This is a genomic window from Salinigranum sp., assembly GCF_041641895.1.
In the GTDB taxonomy this organism is placed as follows: Archaea; Halobacteriota; Halobacteria; order Halobacteriales; family Haloferacaceae; genus Salinigranum.
Window position 1 is genome coordinate 15946 of the sequence record NZ_JBEPXO010000017.1, and the last position, 19791, is coordinate 35736.

The 19791-nt window shown below is 66.9% G+C and carries 18 protein-coding genes and 1 pseudogene; 3 read left to right on the forward strand and 16 right to left on the reverse strand.

Going from position 1 to position 19791, the window contains the following annotated elements; genetic code table 11:
• Window positions 1-696: 696 nt before the first annotated feature.
• The 15 genes and pseudogenes from ACESK5_RS05475 to ACESK5_RS05545 all read right to left on the reverse strand — a co-directional run bounded on the left by ACESK5_RS05475 (window position 697) and on the right by ACESK5_RS05545 (window position 16606).
• The gene (locus ACESK5_RS05475; protein WP_372910541.1) at window positions 697-1668 is read right to left on the reverse strand and encodes a type II CAAX prenyl endopeptidase Rce1 family protein; all 972 of its coding nucleotides are present in this window, start codon (window positions 1666-1668) and stop codon (window positions 697-699) included.
• A 728-nt stretch (window positions 1669-2396) separates the two neighbouring features.
• Complete coding sequence (locus tag ACESK5_RS05480) at window positions 2397-2612, reverse strand: PLDc N-terminal domain-containing protein (protein WP_372910542.1); 216 nt, start codon at window positions 2610-2612, stop codon at window positions 2397-2399.
• A gap of 118 nt (window positions 2613-2730) precedes the next feature.
• Window positions 2731-3669 carry a winged helix-turn-helix domain-containing protein gene (locus ACESK5_RS05485; RefSeq protein ID WP_372910543.1) on the reverse strand — a complete coding sequence of 313 codons (939 nt, stop codon included), beginning with the start codon at window positions 3667-3669 and terminating at the stop codon, window positions 2731-2733.
• Between the two features lie 189 nt (window positions 3670-3858).
• A complete protein-coding gene (locus ACESK5_RS05490) occupies window positions 3859-4602 on the reverse strand; it encodes an FAD-dependent oxidoreductase (RefSeq protein WP_372910544.1) in 744 nt (247 codons plus the stop codon).
• Between the two features lie 3 nt (window positions 4603-4605).
• Window positions 4606-5850, reverse strand: a complete 1245-nt coding sequence (locus ACESK5_RS05495; protein ID WP_372910545.1) for an ABC transporter substrate-binding protein — start codon at window positions 5848-5850, stop codon at window positions 4606-4608.
• A 342-nt stretch (window positions 5851-6192) separates the two neighbouring features.
• A pseudogene (locus tag ACESK5_RS05500) lies at window positions 6193-6391 on the reverse strand (thioredoxin reductase); the annotation flags it as partial.
• A 2-nt stretch (window positions 6392-6393) separates the two neighbouring features.
• On the reverse strand, window positions 6394-7653 hold the full coding sequence (locus tag ACESK5_RS05505; protein ID WP_372910546.1) for an ABC transporter substrate-binding protein: 1260 nt from the start codon (window positions 7651-7653) through the stop codon (window positions 6394-6396).
• A gap of 3 nt (window positions 7654-7656) precedes the next feature.
• Window positions 7657-8892 (reverse strand): ABC transporter substrate-binding protein, encoded by a 1236-nt coding sequence (locus ACESK5_RS05510; protein WP_372910547.1) that lies wholly within the window; start codon window positions 8890-8892, stop codon window positions 7657-7659.
• Between the two features lie 57 nt (window positions 8893-8949).
• Window positions 8950-10881, reverse strand: a complete 1932-nt coding sequence (locus ACESK5_RS05515; protein ID WP_372910548.1) for an ABC transporter ATP-binding protein — start codon at window positions 10879-10881, stop codon at window positions 8950-8952.
• Window positions 10878-11816: an ABC transporter ATP-binding protein gene (locus ACESK5_RS05520; protein ID WP_372910549.1), complete on the reverse strand. Its 939-nt coding sequence runs from the start codon at window positions 11814-11816 to the stop codon at window positions 10878-10880. Before ACESK5_RS05520 ends, ACESK5_RS05515 begins: the two co-directional genes overlap by 4 nt.
• On the reverse strand, window positions 11816-12931 hold the full coding sequence (locus tag ACESK5_RS05525; RefSeq protein WP_372910550.1) for a FecCD family ABC transporter permease: 1116 nt from the start codon (window positions 12929-12931) through the stop codon (window positions 11816-11818). Before ACESK5_RS05525 ends, ACESK5_RS05520 begins: the two co-directional genes overlap by 1 nt.
• A gap of 2 nt (window positions 12932-12933) precedes the next feature.
• Entirely contained in the window at window positions 12934-13920 is a 987-nt protein-coding gene (locus ACESK5_RS05530) for an NAD(P)/FAD-dependent oxidoreductase (RefSeq protein WP_372910551.1), read from the reverse strand.
• 1 nt (window position 13921) lies between these two features.
• Window positions 13922-15157, reverse strand: a complete 1236-nt coding sequence (locus tag ACESK5_RS05535) for an ABC transporter substrate-binding protein (RefSeq protein WP_372910552.1) — start codon at window positions 15155-15157, stop codon at window positions 13922-13924.
• 2 nt (window positions 15158-15159) lie between these two features.
• The gene (locus ACESK5_RS05540; RefSeq protein ID WP_372910553.1) at window positions 15160-16380 is read right to left on the reverse strand and encodes an ABC transporter substrate-binding protein; all 1221 of its coding nucleotides are present in this window, start codon (window positions 16378-16380) and stop codon (window positions 15160-15162) included.
• A 1-nt stretch (window position 16381) separates the two neighbouring features.
• On the reverse strand, window positions 16382-16606 hold the full coding sequence (locus tag ACESK5_RS05545) for a hypothetical protein (RefSeq protein WP_372910554.1): 225 nt from the start codon (window positions 16604-16606) through the stop codon (window positions 16382-16384).
• 241 nt (window positions 16607-16847) lie between these two features.
• On the opposite strand from ACESK5_RS05545, the gene ACESK5_RS05550 reads away from it, so the two are divergent.
• The gene (locus ACESK5_RS05550) at window positions 16848-17174 is read left to right on the forward strand and encodes a NifU family protein (RefSeq protein WP_372910555.1); all 327 of its coding nucleotides are present in this window, start codon (window positions 16848-16850) and stop codon (window positions 17172-17174) included.
• Window positions 17175-17261: 87 nt separating this feature from the next.
• Here ACESK5_RS05550 and ACESK5_RS05555 read toward each other — a convergent pair whose 3' ends face one another.
• A complete protein-coding gene (locus ACESK5_RS05555; RefSeq protein WP_372910556.1) occupies window positions 17262-18257 on the reverse strand; it encodes a HEAT repeat domain-containing protein in 996 nt (331 codons plus the stop codon).
• 466 nt (window positions 18258-18723) lie between these two features.
• Here ACESK5_RS05555 and ACESK5_RS05560 point away from each other — a divergent pair, with 466 nt between their 5' ends.
• Window positions 18724-19299, forward strand: coding sequence for a hypothetical protein (locus tag ACESK5_RS05560; RefSeq protein ID WP_372910557.1), 576 nt, complete (start codon window positions 18724-18726; stop codon window positions 19297-19299).
• Between the two features lie 121 nt (window positions 19300-19420).
• Window positions 19421-19735 carry a hypothetical protein gene (locus tag ACESK5_RS05565; protein WP_372910558.1) on the forward strand — a complete coding sequence of 105 codons (315 nt, stop codon included), beginning with the start codon at window positions 19421-19423 and terminating at the stop codon, window positions 19733-19735.
• Window positions 19736-19791: the final 56 nt, after the last annotated feature.

Sequence of the window (19791 nt, forward strand, 5' to 3'; positions counted from 1 at the left end):
TGTGGGCCGCCCGTCGCGAGGGGTCTCACCGTCCGGACCCGGCCGACACCGCTCGTCGGGAGACGGTCGCCGACGTCGTCTCACCGCTCGACCCGGCGCTCGACGCCGATACCGCCCTCGCGGGCCAGCGCCTCTCCCCACCGCCTCCCCAGTCCACTGCCCGACACGGCACCGGTTGCCGCGTCACCGGCGGCACCGACGTCCGTACGGCCACACGAACGGGGGACCTGTTCGCATCACCCGACCGTCCTGGGTCACTCTCCCTGCTTCTCCATCCCGACCCGCGTTCGGACGGACGACCCTCCGGTGTGGCCGACGTCGCGAGCGGCGACCGTCTCCCGTTCCGTGGCCCCTTTCGGAGGGAACCACACTCGCTGATGGATGTAATGACTTCTGTAACTACTGGTAGCCCCAACGGAAAACGGAGCAGGGTCGCATCCTCCTCTTCGTCGGAGCGCGGACGGTCACTCGGTCCGAGGGGGTCTATCCACGGCATCCACCGGTACGACGAGTGGATTTTCCTCTTCCAGTGCTCCGCCGTCGACCCGCCCGGCGCGAGCGTCTGTGACACGCCCGACGGAGTCCGGTGGTGTACTCTCGCGCTACACTGGGTAAATTAACAAAACAGATTGGACACACTGTCGCTCGAACTCCCCCGCTCTCGCCGTGCGACACACTGTTCAGCAGTGAACACAACTACTGAACATAACCGGTGAACAAGACACGGTCCGGGGCACGAACGGGTGCCAGTCCAGTCCCCGGACTCGCTCTCGGTCGGCCACCGGGGACGGAACCGCGGACGTCTGGTGCGGTCAGCCGGCCGCGCCGAGCGGTCCGCGCCGTCGCCAGAACGCGACACCGGCCGTCACGGCCACGAGCAGGACGAACGTGTACCAGCGGACGACCTGCGACGGTGCGAGCAGTTCGCCCGAGAGATTGATCATCAGGTGGAACAGGACGGCGGCGAGGACGCTCCGGTCGGTGTGGTCGTAATATCCACGCGTAGAGCGTCTCGAGGAACACGAACGTGGCGAAGAACCGCCAGACGACCGGCTGGAACGAGGCCTGGCTGTAGTACCCCTCCATCAGGAACAGAGGGACGTGCCAGCTCGCCCAGACGACGCCGCTGACGACGCCCGCCGCCACCGGACTCCAGATGGACATCAGCCGGTCGAGGAAGTATCCGGTCGAGCCAGTCTCCTCGACCAGTCCCGCTCCGACGGTGAAGCCGAAGAACGCGACGAGGCTCAGTGGGTTCGTGAGCCGTCGAACCGTCGAGGCGGGGTCGAACGGCTGTGTCGTCGCGCCCGCCAGGACGGCGAGTCCGCCTGCGACCACCGTGAGACTGGGATACAGCAGGAGGATCACTACGTACCAGCGAGGCCCGATTCGACGAGGGTTACCGATTCGGTCCCACAGTCGCCGGAGCCCGGCCGTGCCCTCGGACCGGCGAATCATCACGATGCCCCCGAGCAGCGGGCTCAGCGACCCGAGGTAGAACAGGAGGACGTTCGGGAACGTCCAGACGCTCTGCCCCGAGAGGAGTATCACGCCCCAGAAGAGCCACGCCCACCCCAGGTAGATGCCGACGTAGCCCCACAGGCTGACGCTCTCGCGACGGGTGGCCACGAGGCCGCCAGGCTCCGCCCCGTCCTCAGTGGCCCTCATGCGTCTCCCGCCGCCACCGCGTCAGTACGTCCTGCTCGACCTCCGAACCGTGGTCTGACACGGCCTCGGGACCTCGCCTGTGGACGATGGAGAGTCGCGCGATTCGTCGGGAGACGACCCGGACTCGGGCGGGACGTTTCGCGGGGACCCCTCTGCGGTCGGTCTCTCGTCTTCGGGGCAGTGCAGCGTCCCTCGTGAGCACGAGTGTCGCGGCGACCACATCGACCACCACGTCGCGTCGGCCGGTTCGGCCTCCCATGACATCTGTCGACCGGCGACCGGGTTAGCCCTCCCGGGTCGTTCTCGGCGCGTGGGGTCCTCCCCGTGGACTCATACCACCGAGCGTCCGATGGTCGCCCGTGACACGGATTCGGCTCGGACGGGCAGTGGTCGAACCGGTGAGCTAACGGTCGCCGACCGCTCGGTCCCAGTCACCCCCCGGGACGCTGTGACTCCCGCGAGGCGGTCACCTGTGCACGGTCGAGAGCGTACAACCCCTCGGTGCGACCGTCGGCACACTGCCGCTGCTGGACCTCGCTCGCCGGTCAATCGGACCGCCCCCGCTACGGGTGACAGCGACAGCCGACAGACAATGTGAGGTACTCGAAGGCACCGGCCCGTTCGTCCTCGCGCTCGGGGGCACCGGTTACGGCGTCGCTACTCGAGGTGAGAGGAGCGGGAGACGAAGGGACCAGATGGTCCGAGCGAACGCCGGGTCGACAGCGGCTTCAGACGTCACGCCCGAGTAGGAAGTATAGGACGAGACCCAGGAGCGGTGCGAGGAAGACGACGATGGCCCACAGGAAGGCCGGGTGGGGACTGTTCTTCTTGGCGTCCTTGTACGTCCACACGATCATCGCCACCGTGACGACGAAGGCGAGCACCGCGAACAGCAGTGCGACAACGCCGGCACCGCCCGACTGGACGAGTACGCTGGAGGGCATACCCGGACCGATGGCCGTTCTCCTGAAGTGTTTTCTGATTCGGCGTGTCGGTGCTGTCCGGTCCCACGACGCCTCACTCCGACTTTGACGACGCTCGGGGTCGTCGCGTTCGACACCTTCACCGACGCTCGACGCCGGCGACCGTCCCCGTCTCGTCGACAGTCACCGCGAGTCGGGCATCGTCCTCGGCGACGACGTCAACCGTCAGCACGAGCGGGTCCGTCGACTGGAGCGTCACCGCGTCGGACGCGGTGGTGAACGGCCACTCCCAGCAGAACCGGTCGTCGGCGTCGTCCGTCGTGTGCTGGACCAGGAACGCCCCAACGCGCGGGTCCGTGGCGACCACCGACCCGACCGAAGGGAACCGGACCCCGCCGCAGTCGCGACACAGGAGCGTGACGACCGGCTGGGTCCGTCGGACGCCGTCGACCGTTCCGGACGGGAGCCGGTGGACCGCCCCGTCGACCCGACCGGCGCACCAGTAGCAGATGCCGTCGCGGAGGAGCGAAAGCTGTGCGCGTTGCCGCTTGTCGACGACGCGGAGCAACTCCGCGCGCGACCGGTTCCGGACGGCGTGTGTCGGGATGTCGACGCCGGCGACGCGACAACTACAATCGGGACACTCGAGGACGAACAGCCGTCCGCGTGGGTACGACGCCTCGAGCGGGGTCCCACACTCCCCGCACGCCGAATCGGTCTCGAAGGGCTCGAGCGTGACCTGGTCGTGGAGGACGCCGGCGACGACGAAGCGGAACGCGAGGACGCCGAGCCACGACAGCCGGTAGGTGTCGCCCGACTGCTCGACGAAGACGTCGAGGAGTTTCCCGAGGTGGTAGTTGAACCGCCCGCTGTCGTTCACGTCGGCCCGCGCACGCAGTTCCGAGTACGACAGCCCCTCCGGGTCGTCGGTGTCGAACGGTTTGTACGGGAACCGACGCGGGTCCCGCTCGCCGCTCTCACCCAGCGCACGGAGGATGGCGACTCGCGTCTCGTTCGCCAGTCGGGAGAACGCCGCTGCGGGGGAGACCCCGCCGGTCTGGTCGGGAGGGGTGGTCATCGGCGACGACGGTCGGTCGGGACGGGAGGCCGACCGATGGGGGGTCGTTCGAGCGGTGCGCGGGGCATCGTTCGCCTCTTCGCGGGTGACCGGATAAACGCTGTGCCCGGCGGCGAGCGAACAGCGCGACTCGCCCCGCGTCGCGACGTTCGACGCGCAGACCGTCGCCTCGCCACCCGGACGGCGAGACTACTCGGCGTCGTCTCGCAGGCTGGGGTGTGTGACCTGCTCGTCGGGGTGGGGGTCGGCGAAGCGCGACCGCATCGTCTCTCGAGACTCCTCCTCGCGTCGACGACGCTCCTCCTCGCTGATCTCTTCACACCCCGGCGGGAGGTCGCGCCCGCGGTCGGTGAAGTAGCCCTCCGGCGCGACCCAGTCGTGGTAGAAGGGGCGGTCGTCGTCTTCCAGAATCGTGACCGCGACTTCGGCGCCGTGGCCAGCACAGACGACTGCCTGGTGCGGTTTCTCGGCGAGACGACCGGCCGCGTACAGCCCTTCTACACCGGTCCGCCCGCGTTCGTCGGTGTCGACGAACGGCTTCCCCCGGTCGATGATGCCGACCCCGTCCACGTCTGCGAGGTACTCGGTCGTGTTCTTCGTCGCGGCGACCACGTACCGGGCGCGGTAGTGTTCGCCGGTGGCGACCTCGACGGCGAAGCCGTCCGCTGCTTCGCTCACCCGGGTCACGACCGTCTCGTGGCGCTGTGCCCCCGCGTTTTCGGCCTGTTCGCGCAGGAGGTCGAGCAGGTGGCGAGCGTTCACGCCCGTGGGAAAGCCGGGGAAGTTCTCGAGGTGTGCGTTCCGACGGAGGATCGACTCGCCCGAATCCAGCACGAGCGTGTCCAGGCCGTGACGAGCCGTGAAGACGGCTGTCGTGAGGCCCGCGACGCCGCCTCCGACGACGACCACGTCCGCTGGCGTCGTGGTCGACATCGTTCAGCTCTCCCCCCTGACGATGTCCGCGACCCGCTGGCGGTCGAACAGCCGTTCCGCCTCGGGCGGTGCCTCCATCCCGGTCGGCTCGCCGAACTGGTCGGGGTAGAGCGCCTTCGCGAGGAGTTCGATGTTGAACAGGTTCAGCACCGGCCCCTGCTCGAACTCGTGGTACGGGTACACCCGTCCCTCCGCGATGGCCGTCACCTCGCTCGCGACCGGGTCGTCGCGCAACGGCCCGAGGATGTCCTCCTCGAAGCTCTTCTCCGGGTTTCGGATCACGTTCATCCCGGCGTGGTAGACGATTACCTCCGGGTCGACGTCGAGCAGCAGTTCGTAGTCGCCCTCGATGAAGTTGCGCTCCGCGGGGTACTGGCCGGCGAACGGGTCGTGGTCCGGGATGTCGAGGTCACGAAGCGGCTTCGTCTGATACCCCGACACGGTCGGGTCGCGGACGTAGACGGTCTTCCCGTCGTCCCAGTAGTTGGTATTCAGATACGCGACCGTGGGCCGTTCCTCGACGGACGGGAACTGGCTGGTGAGGTCCGCGACCAGTTCGTCGTGCAGCGAGCGGAACGCCTCCCCCCGAGCCTGGACCTGGAACACCTCCGCGTACTTGTCGAGTCCCTCGTACAGTCCGTAGTACGGGTGTCCGTCGGTGTAGTCCGGCCGCCGCATCCAGCTACCGTGGAACGGTGCGACGTTCGCCTCCAGTTCCGCGACGTCCGACTCCTCGAACTCGAAGTACTCCATCGCGGGGTGGTGTCCGATAAGGTGAGCGTCCACGTCGAGTTCGTAGAACAGCTCCTTGTCGGGAGTTCCGTCCTCGCTCAGCGCGGTGACGTCCGCCATGTCGACCGAGACGCCGGGGAGCTGGTCGAAGTACTGCGTCGGGAACGTCGAGGGGAACGCCGACGCGACCAGCCCGTCGAACTGCCCCAGCGAGATCATCATGTCCACCGGCCCCTGGTGGTAGACGACGAACTCCTCGGGGACGGCGTCGAACGTGTGACAGCCGTTCGGCTCCATGCACACCTCGAACGAACTGTCCGACTCGGTCGAGGACTCCTTGGTGGCGGCGCTCGGAGTGGTCGATGCGGTCGTCGCCGTCGTCGTTGGCGTCGACGTCGACCCGTCGTCGCTCTCGGCCGTACACCCCGCGAGCAGGCCGCCGCCGACGACGGCTCCGCCGTACTTGATACAGTCGCGCCGTGTCGGTGTCTCGCGCTCTCTGGACTCGTTGGTCACGCGCTTTAGGCCCACCTAAAACAACATAGTAATTCCGGTTCTCGCATCCGCGACGTCGGTCGGGTCCGAGAGCCGACCGGATACCCACCCCCGGTCAGCCGTCTGGCTGTTGCCGTTCCGCCCGTAGTTCCCGGCTGCGAGCGACGACCCGCTGGTCGTCGAGGTGGTCGAGCAGCGTTTCGGCACCCCACGCCGGCGAGGATACGTTCCACGTCCAGCTGTGCCGCCAGTGTTTCCTGCTCGGCGCTCGCCCGGGTACCGACATCCTCGGATGACACGTACGAGGACAGTACGCCGTCGATGGCGCCTCGCGGACGCGCTGGAACCACTCGGAGTCGGTCTTTCGATGTCGATGCCCGCGGGGAAGCCGGGGTCGTTCTCCAGACAGGCGCACCGCTGGACCGACGAGTACCCGGGGTCGAAGACCACCGTGTCGAGCCCCTCGCGGGCCCAGCACACCCTGCCGAGCAGCCGGCCCGCCACCGACGACGACCACGTCGTGGTCGTCCCTGTGTGTCGGCGCGGGTCCTGTATCGGTCACGGTCAGACCTCTCCGTCGATGATGTCACGGACGCGCTGACGGTCGAACAGCCGACTCTCTTCGGGCACGTCGAGCGGTGCGTCGAAGTCGAGTTCGCCGAACTCCTCGGGATAGAACAGCCGCGCGGTGAGTTCCGTCTGGAAGGCGTTGACGAGCGGTCCCTGCTCCGCCGTCGGCCCGGGGAGGACGCGACCCTCCTGGACCGCGGTGAGTTGGCTGCCGACGTCGTCGTTCTCCATCGGGGCGACGAACTTCTCGTGGAACTGTTCGGCGTCGAACGCGCCGTCGCCGCCGAAGGTCACCGACCCCGTGGTGATGCCCCAGTGGACGAGAACGAGGTCCGGATCCACCTCCAGCAGCGTCTCGTAGTCGGTCAATCCGTACTGTCCGGTCTCGACGCCGGCGAAGGCGTCCGCTTCGACCAGCCCCAGGTCGCGGTAGGGCTTCATCTCGTACCCGCTCTCCTCGAGATAGAGCACGTAGAACTCGCCGTTCTCGGGGACAGAGCCACTGTTTATCAGCCCGATGGACGGTGGCTCGGGGTCGTCCGGAGTCCGGGACTGCAGTTCGGACTGGAGGTCCTTGTGAAGGTCGAGCCACGCCTCCACCCGGGCCCGTTCGTCCAACACTGTTCCGACCTTCTCGAACGCCTCCAGCATCGACGGGGCCTGCTCGGAGTACCCCATCTCCTGCTGCCACTCGGCACGGAAGCGACGGTTGAGACAGCCGAAGAACGGCGCGACGTTCGACTCGACCTCTTCGATGTCCGAGTCGTCCCAGTTGTCGTCCCACGCCCGAATCAGGTTCGGGTCGACGAAGAACACGTCCGGGTCGTGCTCGTAGAACACCTCCTTGGGCATTCCGCCGTCCTGCCACAGTGGTGGCCAGTCGTTGTCGTAGTCGATGCCCAACGGGTCGTAGAAGAGGGTGGGTCCGCTCAGGCGGTTCGTCTGGAGCTTGTCCGCCTGCCCGAGTGAGACGACCATGTCCGCCCACGCCATGGCGTACGTCGTCACCGACTCCGGGACGGACTCGAACTCCACCTCGCCGACGGGAAACATCTCGACGGTGTAGCTCTCCTCGCCGGGCGACGTTTCCGTCTCGGCGGCAGTCGTGGTCTCGGTGCCTGTCGACGTCGCCGTCGCTCCGGCATCAGTCTGCCTCGAACAGCCGGCGAGCAGTCCGCCGCCGATGACTGCGCCGCCGTACTTCATGTAGTCGCGCCGTGTCGGTGCCTCCGTCGTACCGTCGTCGTTGTTCATGGTTCAGACGTCTCCGTCGACGATGTCCGCGACCCGCTGGCGGTCGAACAGCTGTTCGCCCTCGGGTACCGACGCTCCCGGCTCCGGCGGCTGACCGAACAGCTCGGGGTAGATTTGCTTCGCCGTGAGTTCGAGCTGGAAGAGGTTCATGATCGGCCCCTGCAGCGCCGAGCCGGTCGCGTAGAGACGACCGTTCTCGACTGCGGTCAGTTCGCTCCCGACCGGGTGTTCGTCGAGCGCGAGGAACGCTTTCGTTCGCTCTCTGGGGTTCGTCCAGTCGAAGTTGTGAAGGAGCACGTCGGGGTCGACCGCCAGCATCCCCTCGAAGTCGTACGCGGCCTCGTAGTTCTCGGCGTACGTCTTGTCGCTGTCCGCGAACGCGTCCCGCGCCCGCAGCGGCCGTGTGTGGGCCTTTCCGAAGCCAGGCGCGTTCAGTTTGTACGGCGAGAACGACTCCTCCTCGTGGTCGTAGACGACCAGCCCGACCGCTGGACGCTCTTCCTCCGGAGGGAGTTCGGCGTAGACCGAATCGAGCATCTCGTCGCGCACCCGTGTGAGCGCCTGACTCCGGCTCTCGACCTTATACACCTGTGCGAACTTGTCGAGAAGTTCCCACAGCGTGTAGTACTGGTACGACTCTCGACACCACTCGGGCGGTTCGCCGTGTGCCCGACTGAACCGGTTGGCGAAGAACGGACCGACGTTCTCTTCCAGCTCTTCGAAATCCGCCCGGTCCAGCCCGGAGTCGAACGAGGTGAACCGACACGGGTCGACGTGGTGGACGTCGGCGTCGAGTTCGTAGAACTGTTCCTTGTCGAGTCCGCCGTCCCACATCCCTGGGAGGCCGCCGGTGTCGAACGAGACACCCGGGAGTTCGTCGTAATACCCCGTGTAGTAGCTGTCGGGCCAGCCGAGCGAGACGATTCGTTCTTGCTGCCCGAGCGCGACCAGGTGGTCCGCCCACTGCGAATCGTAGATAACGACTCGTTCGGGAACCGACTCGAACTCGACCTCGCCCATCGGCGCCATCGTCACCGAGTAGCGCTCGTTTTCGGGTGTCGCCGTCTTGACCTCCGTTTCTGTTGCGGTCGATGTATCGGTGGTCGTCTCGGTCGGCGTCGACCCGGAATTCGACTGGCTCGTACAGCCGGCTAACAGTCCACCACCGACGGCGGCCCCACCGTACTTCAGATACCCTCTGCGCGTCGGCGCGTCGTGCGCCGTGTCGTCTCTCGACATAGGTTTAGGCTCACCTAAAAATACATAACCGTTCCGATTTTTAGGCCAGCCAAAAATTCAGTCCCGGCGGTTCGCTGGCCGCTCGGTGGCACGTGTCAGGAACTCCTCGGGGAGCGACTCGACCTCGCCGGCCTGCACCCCCCAGAGGTTCGCGTACAGGCCGTCCGCGGCGAGCAACTCCTCGTGCGTCCCGCGCTCGACCACCTGTCCCTCGTCGAGGACGACGATCCGGTCGGCACCTTTGACCGTCGACAGCCGGTGGGCGATGACCAGCGTCGTCCGGTCGGCGGCCAACCGGTCCAGCGACCGCTGGATCAGATACTCCGTCTCCGTGTCGACGGCGGAGGTCGCCTCGTCCAACAGGAGAATTTCGGGGTCCTGTAACACCGTCCGAGCGATGGCGATGCGCTGGCGCTGCCCGCCCGAGAGCTTCACGCCCCGCTCACCGACGCGAGTGTCGTAGCCCTCCGACAGCCCTTCGATGAACCCGTGTGCTTCCGCCGCCTGCGCAGCCGCGACCACGGCTTCCCGGTCGGCGTCGAAGCGTCCGTACCGGATGTTCTCCGCGACCGTCCCGTCGAAGAGGAACGTCTCCTGGCTCACATAGCCAATCGCAGAGCGCAGGTCCGCGAGTCGGACGTCCCGGACGTCGTGGCCGTCGACCCGCACCGCGCCCTCGCTCACGTCGTACAACCGCAGGAGCAGTTTGGCGACCGTCGACTTCCCCGCGCCCGTCGGACCGACGATGGCGACCGTCTCACCCGGGGCGACCCTGACGTCGACACCATCGAGCACCGGTCGTTCAGTACTGGTTCCGCCTCCCTCGCCGGTCTCGTAGGCGAAGGTCACGTCGTCGTACTCGACGCGTCCGTCGACGTCGTCGAGGGCGATCGCGTTGGGGGCGTCCTGGATCCGGACGGGGACGTCCATCAGCCCGCAGATGCGTTTGCCCGACGCCTTCGCGTTCTGGTACCAGTCGACGATACTCGCCGACTGCGCCAGCGGATCGGTCAGTCGCTGGGTCAACAGCATGAACACGACGAAGTCCCCGGTGGTGAGTTCCCCCGAGAAGAACAGCGGCGGCCCCGAGAACACCCAGAGTCCTCCGAGAACGAACGTCGCGAGCAACACCGACCCCGTGACGAGTTCCATCCCCGGGCGGTAGAAGTAACTCAGCTTCAGGACGTCCATCTGCGCGTCGAAGACGTCCCGGGAGACGCCTCGCACGCGCTCGTTCTCGTACTCTTCCGTACTCGTGGTCTTGACCAGTTCGATGCCGCTCAGCCCGTTCTCGATGCGGGTGTTCAAGTCGCCGACGGTCTCGCGCTGGCGGGTGTACCGGGGTTCGATCACCCGCATGAACCACCAGGTGAACCCGATCAAGAGTGGGACCGCTCCGAGTGTCACCAGCGCGAGCTGCCAGTTCGTGTACATCAGTGCCACGGTGACGCCGAGGACGATGACGCCGATGCGGACGCTGTCGCCGAGGGCGTTGTCGAACAGGATTTCGAGGTTGCCCGCGTCGTTGTTGAGGATGGAGATGATCTCGCCCGTCTCCTTGTTGTCGAAGAAGGTCATGTCCAGGCGCTGCATCTTCTCGTAGGCGTCGACCCGGATGGCGTACATCACGCCGTGCGCGAAGAAGTTCATCGACACCCCGCGGACCCACTGCAGGAGCGCCCCGCCGAGGAGTGCGCCACCGACGACAGCCGCCGAGAGCCAGAACTGTGCGGTCGCCTCGGTCGGCAGCCACGCGGTCGGAACGAGCGGCAGCGTGTACGCGCTCTCGCCGGTGAAGACGGCGTCGATGGTCGTCCCCAGGACGATGGGGGTCACGAGCACCGTCCCGTACGCGAGGACGCTGGTCACCAGCCCGAGCACGAGCCACCACTTCTCCCCGAGACCGTACGTACCGAAGAGGCGGAACAGCGGCTTCGAGACCCGGTCCCGGTAGACGTCGAGTTCCGTCTCGAACGGCTCGTCGGTCACTGTCCGGCTCCCGGACCATCACCTCCCGCCCCCGTCTCGTCGACGTGGCGGGGACGGAGCGGGACGACCCGCGGCCCCCGGTCGGTGTGTTCGACCTCGGCGTCGATCGCGAACACCTCCGCGAGGAGCTCTTCGGTGACGACCTCCTCGGGCGGGCCGCGAGCGTGAATCACGCCGTCCTTGAGTGCGACCATGTGATCGGCGTATCGGGCCGCCTGGTCGATGTCGTGGAGGACGAGCACGACCGTGATGTCGCTGTCGTCCCGCAGCGTCTCGACGATCTCCATCACCTCCAACTGGTGGTGGAGGTCGAGGAACGTCGTCGGCTCGTCCAGGAGGAGGACGTCGGTCTCCTGTGCGAGCACCATCGCGACCCACACCAGCTGTTTCTGCCCACCGCTGAGACTTCCGACCTCCCGGTCGCGGAGGTGTTCGATGCCGGCCAGCGAGATGGCCCGGTCGACCGCCTCGCGGTCGGCCTCGGTGAGTCCGTCGAAGAACCCGCGATGCGGGTAGCGGCCGTGCTCGACCAGCTTCTCGACGGAGATGCTCCCCGGGGAGGTGTTCTCCTGGGAGAGCAGCCCGAGCTTCCGGGCCAACTCTTTCGTCCCGAGCGTCTGGATGTCAGCGCCGTCGAGTTCGACGATACCGGCGTCGAGTCCGAGCTGGTCGGCGAGTCCCTTCAGGAGCGTGCTCTTGCCGCTCCCGTTCGGCCCGACCAGTGCGGTCACCTCGCCCGGGGGGACGCGGAGCGACTCGCCGTCGATGACCGGCTCGTCGGTCGACGGGTAGCTGATGACTAGTTCCTCGCCGCGGAACTCGCTGGCAGCCGTCTCGGACCTGTCGTTCGACCGGTGCCCGTTCTGGCGCGGGTCCGTCCGGTCGACAGTCGTCCCGACGCCGCCGTCCGCCTCGGGTGCGTGGTCGTCGCTCATCAGATCTCACCCATCTCGTCCTGCTTGCGCATCAGGTAGAGGAAGTACGGTCCCCCAACGAGCCCGGTGACGATTCCGACCGGGATCTGGACGGGGTTCAACGCGAGCCGGGCGCCGACGTCGGCAGCGACCATCAGCGCCGGCCCGGCGAAGACACAGCCGACGACGAGCTTCCTGTAGTCGCTGCCGACGACGTTACGGACCATGTGCGGGACGATCAGCCCCACGAACCCGACGATGCCCGCGACGGCGATGCTCGCGGCGGCCGCCAGCACCGCCACGCCGGAGAGGGCGAACCGGACCTTCTCGACGCTCATCCCGAGCGACTTCGCCGTGCTCTCGCCGAGCAGGAGGACGTTCAACTGCCGCGAACTGACCAGCGCGAGCAGCATCGCGACGGCCGTCCACGGCAGCGCCATCCGGACCTGCTCCCAGTCGGTGCCGGTCAGCGAGCCGGTGGTCCACGCGATCGCGCTCTGGACGACGCCGATGTCGTCGGCGAAGAAGAACAGCGCCGTCTGGAGGCTGCCGAACACCGTCCCGACGATGACACCCGCGAGGACGAGCCGCACGGGCGAGGTGCCGTTCTTCCAGGCGATGGCGTAGACGATCAGGAACGCGATGGCCCCGCCGACGGAGGCGATCAGCGGTAGGAACGCCGACAGCCCCGAGAACACCACGAGCGTCAGCAGGATCATCAGCCCCGCCCCCGAGGAGACGCCGAGGATGAACGGACTGGCGAGTTCGTTCCGGGTGACGGCCTGGAAGATCGCGCCCGAGACGGCGAGGTTCATGCCGACGAGCACGCCGACGAACACCCGCGGCAGGCGGATGTTCCAGACGATGAGGCTCTGCTTGCTCATCTCGGGTACTTCGCCGCCGAGCAGGAACGCCTCCCACGCTCGCCGATTGAGAACCACTTCGGGATCGAACACGGCCTGCCACGCCTCGACGATGGTCATCGAGAACGCGCCGAAACTCACCTGGACGAGTCCGCCCGCGACGACCACCGCGAGACTGCCGAGGCAGAGCGTGAACAGTGAGCCGTCGAACCGCTCGAACCACCTCTGACGACGGGTCGTCGCCTCGGTGCTCCGGGTGGTCTCTCCCGCCATGGTCAGTCGGACGCCTCCGGTGACTGGTGTTCGGCTGCGACGTACGCTCGGATCACGTCGTCGTCCATCGCCTCGAGGAGCGTCTCGTCGTCGAACGCCTCGACGACCGCCTCTGCGCCGAGGTGGCCGGCGAGCGTCCGGCGGCCCTCCCCACTTCGCCTCTCGATTTCCGCCGGCGCGACGTACGAGTCGCGCGCGTCGTCGATTGCGGCCTCGCGGACGCGTCGGTATCGCTCTGACGACGGGTCCACCGGTGCGTCCTCGCCGAGATACTCGTCGAACCACTCGACCCAGGTCTCGCGGTCGGCCCACTCGTCGTCCAGCTCCGCCCGGCGTCGGACCCAGTCTGGCCGCGTCGCGGCCGCCTCCCACCAGCCAGCGTCGATGCGGGCGTCGGCGACCACCCGACGCGCGACACGCCCACCCCGACCGGCCGCGACGATGGCCTGCAGGTCTGCCTCGTCGGATGGCGACGCCACGTAGAGTCCCTCGACGGGCGTCACACCGTCGTGGTCGGCGTCCGTTCCGTCGAACGGTTCGCGCTCCTCGCCGTCGTGCTCGTCCGTCTCGAACATCGCCGCGTCCTCGTCCAGCCCGCGGAGGTACTCCCCGTCGTAGCGTGTCGCCGCGACGACTCGTCGTGCGGTCACCGGCTCTCCCTCCTGTGGCTGGACGACGAACCCCACACCGTCGTCGCGACGACCGACCGATTCGACCAGGTCGGGGACGAACGCACACCCGGCGGTCCTCGCGTGGTCGTGCATCAACTCGTACATCGTCTCGATGTCGATTCCTCCGGGGAACCCCAAGTAGTTCTCCAGATGGGCGCACCGACTGATCGAGGACCGGCCCCGGTCGAAGATGACCGTGTCGAGCCCCGCGCGGGCGGTGAAGACCCCCGCCGAACAGCCTGCAGGGCCGCCGCCGACGATGACGACGTCGTGGTCGTGCGTCGAGTAGCGGCGTTCCATCGTGTCCGTGTGTGTCATCTCAGGCAGTACCGCCGACGATGTCGGAGACCCGCCCCCGGTCGAACAGCTCCTCGTCGGTGTACGCGTCGGGGTAGAGGAGTTTCGCGAACCGCTCCGTGACGAAGAGGTTCTGGATCGGTCCCTGATAGATCGGCCCGCCGCGATAGACGGCGTCGTTCTTCACAGCGGTGAGCTCGCTCGCGACGCTGTGTCCTCTCATGAACGCGACGACCGTCTCGCGGAACTCCTCGCGACTCTTCGACTCGTGGCCGCGGACGAACAGCGCCTCGGGGTCGACCTCCAGCATCGTCTCGTAGTCGATCTGTCCCCGGTCGTCGGTCGAGAGGCCCTTGACGCCCGTGCCCGCGAGCGCGTCTGAGACGCCGAGGTCACGGAACTGCTTCTTGTTCGTCCCCTCGTCCGCGAGTCGGTACGGGGAGAACTTCTCGGGTTCGTCCGAGGCGGCGAAACAGAGCAGGCCGGCCGGGCGCTCGTCGGCTGGCGGGAGTGACTCTCCGATTCGCCCGAGGAACGCCTCGTGGAGCGACTCGAACGCCGCGTACCGCTCCTCCTGCTGGAACACCTGTGCGACCTTCTCGAACGCCTCGTACATCGTGTAGTACGGGTAGGTGTGCCACGCGTCCGTCCGGCGGAAGATGGTGTTCCCGACGAACGGCGCGACGTTCGACCGCAGTTCCTCGACGTCGGCCTCTTCGAGGCCGAAGAAGGAGTTCTCGGTGAGCCACCGCGGGTCGGTGAGGTGGACGTCGTTGTCGAGTTCGTAGTAGAGCTCCTTGTCGATCCCCTCGTCGTACAGCTGTGTGACGCTGCTCTCGTCGACCGACACCCCGTCGAGTTCCTCGTAGTAGTCCGTGTGGTACCGTGAGGTGACCCCGACTGCGGAGAGGCCGTCGGCCTGACCGAGTGCCACCCCCATGTCGGCGTACCCCGGGAAGTACGACTCCCACGTCTCGGGCACGGCCTCGAACTCGACCGTCCCGACGGGAGCCATCTCGACCGTGTACGAGTCCCCAGAGGTGGCTGCCGTCTCTGTCTGCGTCGTCGCGTCCGCCTGTGTCGTCCCGCCGGGTGTGCTCGTGGAGGCCGACCCCGTGGCACTGGTCGACGCCGTCGCCCCCGAACCGGAGTCGGCGTCGCCCGTACAGCCGGCGACCAGGCCACCGGTGAGAAGCGCACTGCCGTACTTGAGGTAGTCTCTGCGCGTCCGTCCGTCGCTCGTGGTGTCGTCGTGCATGGTCAGAAGTCTCCGTCGATGATGTCTGCGACCCGCTGGTAGTCGAAGAGGCGGTCCGCCTCGTCGGCGAGGGTTTCGAGCCCGTCCCACTCGCCGAACGTCTCCGGGTAGAACTGCTTGGCGGCCGCTTCGGTCTGGAACAGGTTGATCAGCGGCCCTTGGTACGAGGTGCCTCCCCGGTAGAGTCGGTCGTTCCGGACGGCGCTCAGCCGTCGTCCGACCGGGTCCTCGCGCATCGCGTCCATCCGGCGCTCGAACTCCTCCGTGGCGACGTGCGAGAAGCCGTACTGGAACAGCAGGGCGTCGGGGTCGACCTCGAGTATCTGCTCGTAGTCCCACTCCGCGTAACTCCCCTGGATGACGTCGTCGAACGCCCCGCGCATCCGGAGGTCGCGGTACTGCTTGTGGCCGTTCCCGCCGTGGACGGGGTACGCGTAGAACGCGCCGTCCTCGAAGTTCGAGTTGATGGAGAGGAGACCGACGGTCGGTCGGTCCTCCTCCGGGGGCAGGTCCGACCGGACGTCCGAGAGCAGGTCGTCGTGAACCGCGCGAAGGGCCTCGTACCGCTCGCGCTGCTGGAAGACCTGTGCGACCTTCTCGAACGCCTCGTACAGCGAGTAGTAGCGGTAGCCGTGCCAGTCTTCGTTCCGCCGCCGGATGGAGTTACCGACAATAGGTCCGACACCGGTCGAGATTTCCTCGAAGTCCGCCTGCTCCCAGTCGTCGTCGAGCAGACCGATGAAGTTCGGGTCCAGCAGGTGGACGTCGGCGTCCATCTCGTAGAAGACCTCCTTGTCGATGCCGCTCTCACCCATGAGCTGGGTGACGTCGCCGAAGGCGACGTCGACCCCAGGGAGCTGCTCGTAGAAGGCGAGCGGCCAGTTCTCGGTGAAGACGAGGCCCGCCAGCCCGTCGAGTTGCCCCAGCGCGATGGCCATGTCGCCGTACGTGCTGAAGTACGCCACCCACCGCTCGGGGACCGCGTCGAACGTGACCTCACCCATCGGTGCCATCGAGACCGTGTACGGCTCGCTTCCGGCCGTCGTGGTCTTCGTGGCCGTCGCCTCTGTCTCGGTCGACGTCCCAGCTGGCGGTTCCTCCGTCCCTGCACTGTCGGACGTCGGGTCCGCGGTACAGCCGGCGAACAGTCCGCCGCCGAGTGCGGCGCCGTATTTGAGATACGCCCTACGCGTCGGTCCGTCTTCCGTGGTCTCGTCACTCATATCAGGTGGATTCGTCGAGTCCGTACGTGGTCCGCCGGTCGTCGGGTTCCAGTTCGTTCTCGGAACGTCCCGTCGGCGCGACCTGCTCCTCCCCGCCCATCGGGTCGACGGCGCGTGGAGCGCTGCAGTCCCGACGACGAGCTGCCCGCCGACGAGAGGGGTCTCGCTGCATCGGGGGCGTCGACGCGAAGGCGGTGTGCTGTCGGGGGGTCGTCTCTCGCGACACGCGATTTAGGCTCGCCTAATCGATGAAAACACTTTCGCATTTTAGGTACACCTAAAACGTTCTCGGTTGACAGAACTTCGCGCGAGTGTGTGTGGGTTTTAGCCGTGCGAAAAACTACCAGAACAGAAGTACGATTTAAGAGTGAACGAGCAGATATGGCGTTCTGGGAGCCACAGTACACAGATTTAGACCTACCTAAAAAGACAGATTTTTGATATATTAGTCCCAACTGTCGACTGCGATGAGCGCTCAAGGCCTCGAACGACGAACGCGGAACTACCTCAGCAACAACGTTCCACAGATTCAACAGCACGGTGGCCACTTCGAGATTCGCGACGTCGACGAGGAGGCCGGACGGGTGACGGTCGCCATCGGCGGTGCGTGCTCCGGGTGCGGCATCGCCCCGATGACGATGCAAGCCATCGAACACCGTCTCCCGGAGAACGTCGAGGAGGTCACCGAGGTCGAGGTCGTCCGGGCGAACGGCCCCCGGGCCGCGGTGATGCCGTCGAAGATCGACGAGATGGAAGAGATGGAAGAGTACGAGAACTACGACCCAGTGTTCTGAACGGTCACCGCCGGGAACGACTCCCCGGGCTCCCGGCCGACATGACGGTGTCGGACGCCGGCGGTCCGTAGAGACAGCGAGGTGCGGTCACCGCGGCGCTCCACACCGCGGACACATCGGTGGACCGTCCGCCGGAAGCGCGAGCCCGCAGTGTGGACAGTCGCCGGCGGCGTCGGGTGTCTGAACCGTTTCGGTGGCTTCGTCCGTCGTCTCGCGAACGCCCCGTGTGGTCCCGACGTCGTCGGGCGTTTCCGCGCCGAGGGCGAACCTGACCCGGTCGACGACGAACGCGTCCTCGTCGTCGTCCGCCTGCATCGCTCTGAGCGCGGCCTCGGGAACGGTGACCTCCTCGTGGTCCGCCCGCGCCAGTAGCCCGAGCGCCTCTGCGGCCCGCCCGCGCACGTGCGACGTCTCGTCGGTCAACCCAGCCACGAGCGCGTCGTTCGCGTCGGCGAGTCGCTCCGGGACCCCGGTGCCGACCGCGACTAACACCGTGTAGAGGTGGTACCGGACGAGGTCGTTCTCGTCGTCGAGGTGGTCGACCAGTTTCGGCACCTGATGTCGGAGTCGCCGTGGGTTCCCGAGCGCGACGCACTCGAGTGCTTTGGCCAGTTTCTCTCTGACTTCCGGTTCGTCGAACGAGAGGCCGACGCTGAGGTCGGCGAGGAGTTCGGGAGTGGCGACCGTCTCTGGGTGTTCGAGAGCGACGTAGCCGAGGGCCTCGGCCGTGCGGGCGCGAACGTAGTAGAACTCGTCGTCGTCACCGAGTCGGTCCGACAGTGACGCGACGAGCGGGACGGCAGCCCCGGGACGTGCCTTCGCGACGCGGGCGACGAGCTTGGCTGTCGTCAGCCGAACGGACCGCTCCTCGTCCTCGAGGAACGGTTCGAGAGCCGGCAGCAGCGGAGCAAACTGTGATGTGCGGTCGTCGGCGACGGTCCGGAGCGACCGGAGCAGCGCCTTCCGGTCGTTCGCAGGAGCGGTTTCGACCCGGCCGAGCAACTCCACGATGTCGTCCCGAGCGTTCTGTTCCAGGAGGGCGACGATGCGGTCGGTCGACGGCAGAGCGGGGGGGTCGTCCATGTGCCTGGGTACTCGGGTGAGTGTATCGCACGCGTCACAGATAAGCGCCCCTGCGACCGGACCAGACCGGACGGGACCCACCAACCGAACGAGCGTTCGACTGGTCCTTCCCCGAGGGCCGTGGTCGAGGTGAGAGCGACGGTGAACCGCCGTCGTCGGTCCAGACTCGGCCGGTCCCGCCGTCCAGAGGGTCGAACACGCCGCTCTGTGTCCTCTGCCGGGTCCGTGTTCAGCGTCCGTCGTCGTCGCGGTCACGAGCAGTCCTTCGAGACGCTCGTCGTCGGCACCTCCTCGCCGGGTCGTTCGACTGCCCACCTGCTCGCCGCTCGGTTGTCGATTATCGCGGGTGAACATCGAACGAGCGGTCGCTGAGTGAGCGACTCAGCCTCACGATTATTGGAATCTGAGAAGCGCGCTCCCGATATATACACATCCGGTGGCTCTGCTGAGACAGAGGAAACCGACGATGTCAACTCGTACACGCACCCTGGACGCGGAACTGTTCGGCCACGAGACACACTTCGAGTACTCGGAACACTGGCTCGGCTACGCCATCATCGCGATGCGGGTGACGATGGGCTGGGTCCTCCTCCAAGGAGGGGTCACGAAACTCGTCACCTACCTCGACGCGAACCCCGAGAACAACTGGACGGCGGCGGGCTACCTCATGAACGCCATCCCCGAGGGGAACCCGTTCGTGGGGATGTGGGGCGCGATGGCTGGCTCACCCCTCATCGACGCCCTCGTCATGTGGGGGCTCACCCTCACCGGCCTCGGGTTGATACTCGGGGCGCTGGTGCGCTGGAACGCGTTCTGGGGCGCCGTGATGATGCTGTTCTTCTGGGCGGCGGCCCTGGAGGGTGGCATCATGGCGGGCCTCCCGCTCGCTCACGGCTGGGTCGTCGACGACCACCTCGTCTACGCGTTCCTCCTGTTCGGCCTCGGGGCCATCGGGGCGGGCCGCATCCTCGGCGTCGACGCTCGCCTGGAGAAACTGGCGGTCGTCGAGAACAACCGCTGGCTCCGCTGGTTCCTCGGCTGAGCGAACGGTCGCGGACTCTTTCTGACCGGTTCACCGTCGACGACTCGGGTCGGTCGGCTCTCGTCGAGCGCGTTAACCAACAGTTCTATCCCGCCCCCGCGCTGTTGGTTAACGCACGCCCATGTCCGACCGACGACCGGCCCCCCCAGACGACCTCCCCCCGGCCCTCGTCGACGCCCTCGACGACTACTCGCCCACTCTGCTCCGCGCCGTCGCCTCCTACGCCGAGGCACTCGCCACCCACAGAGAGCAGACGGACGAGTCCAGAGAGCGTGACGACAGTCCCGCCGCCGGCGGTGACCGCCCGGAGAGCGTGCCTGCCAAGGCGACACTCACCGTCAAGGAAATCAACGACAACCGCTACTACTACTGGCAGTGGCGGGAGGGTGACAAGGTGAAGTCGAAGTACGAGGGCCCGGCGGGTGACGACTCCTGAGTCACGTGAGTGTCGAGGGGCCAGCGGGCCAGTACAGTCTCACGGGCGCGCCTCCG

Coding starts and splice junctions, on each gene's coding strand:
- ACESK5_RS05475 (WP_372910541.1), bottom strand. CDS start 1,668: ATGAGGGCCACTGAGGACGGGGCGGAGCCTGGCGGCCTCGTGGCCACC.
- ACESK5_RS05480 (WP_372910542.1), bottom strand. CDS start 2,612: ATGCCCTCCAGCGTACTCGTCCAGTCGGGCGGTGCCGGCGTTGTCGCA.
- ACESK5_RS05485 (WP_372910543.1), bottom strand. CDS start 3,669: ATGACCACCCCTCCCGACCAGACCGGCGGGGTCTCCCCCGCAGCGGCG.
- ACESK5_RS05490 (WP_372910544.1), bottom strand. CDS start 4,602: ATGTCGACCACGACGCCAGCGGACGTGGTCGTCGTCGGAGGCGGCGTC.
- ACESK5_RS05505 (WP_372910546.1), bottom strand. CDS start 7,653: ATGAACAACGACGACGGTACGACGGAGGCACCGACACGGCGCGACTAC.
- ACESK5_RS05510 (WP_372910547.1), bottom strand. CDS start 8,892: ATGTCGAGAGACGACACGGCGCACGACGCGCCGACGCGCAGAGGGTAT.
- ACESK5_RS05520 (WP_372910549.1), bottom strand. CDS start 11,816: ATGAGCGACGACCACGCACCCGAGGCGGACGGCGGCGTCGGGACGACT.
- ACESK5_RS05525 (WP_372910550.1), bottom strand. CDS start 12,931: ATGGCGGGAGAGACCACCCGGAGCACCGAGGCGACGACCCGTCGTCAG.
- ACESK5_RS05530 (WP_372910551.1), bottom strand. CDS start 13,920: ATGACACACACGGACACGATGGAACGCCGCTACTCGACGCACGACCAC.
- ACESK5_RS05535 (WP_372910552.1), bottom strand. CDS start 15,157: ATGCACGACGACACCACGAGCGACGGACGGACGCGCAGAGACTACCTC.
- ACESK5_RS05540 (WP_372910553.1), bottom strand. CDS start 16,380: ATGAGTGACGAGACCACGGAAGACGGACCGACGCGTAGGGCGTATCTC.
- ACESK5_RS05550 (WP_372910555.1), top strand. CDS start 16,848: ATGAGCGCTCAAGGCCTCGAACGACGAACGCGGAACTACCTCAGCAAC.
- ACESK5_RS05555 (WP_372910556.1), bottom strand. CDS start 18,257: ATGGACGACCCCCCCGCTCTGCCGTCGACCGACCGCATCGTCGCCCTC.
- ACESK5_RS05560 (WP_372910557.1), top strand. CDS start 18,724: ATGTCAACTCGTACACGCACCCTGGACGCGGAACTGTTCGGCCACGAG.
- ACESK5_RS05565 (WP_372910558.1), top strand. CDS start 19,421: ATGTCCGACCGACGACCGGCCCCCCCAGACGACCTCCCCCCGGCCCTC.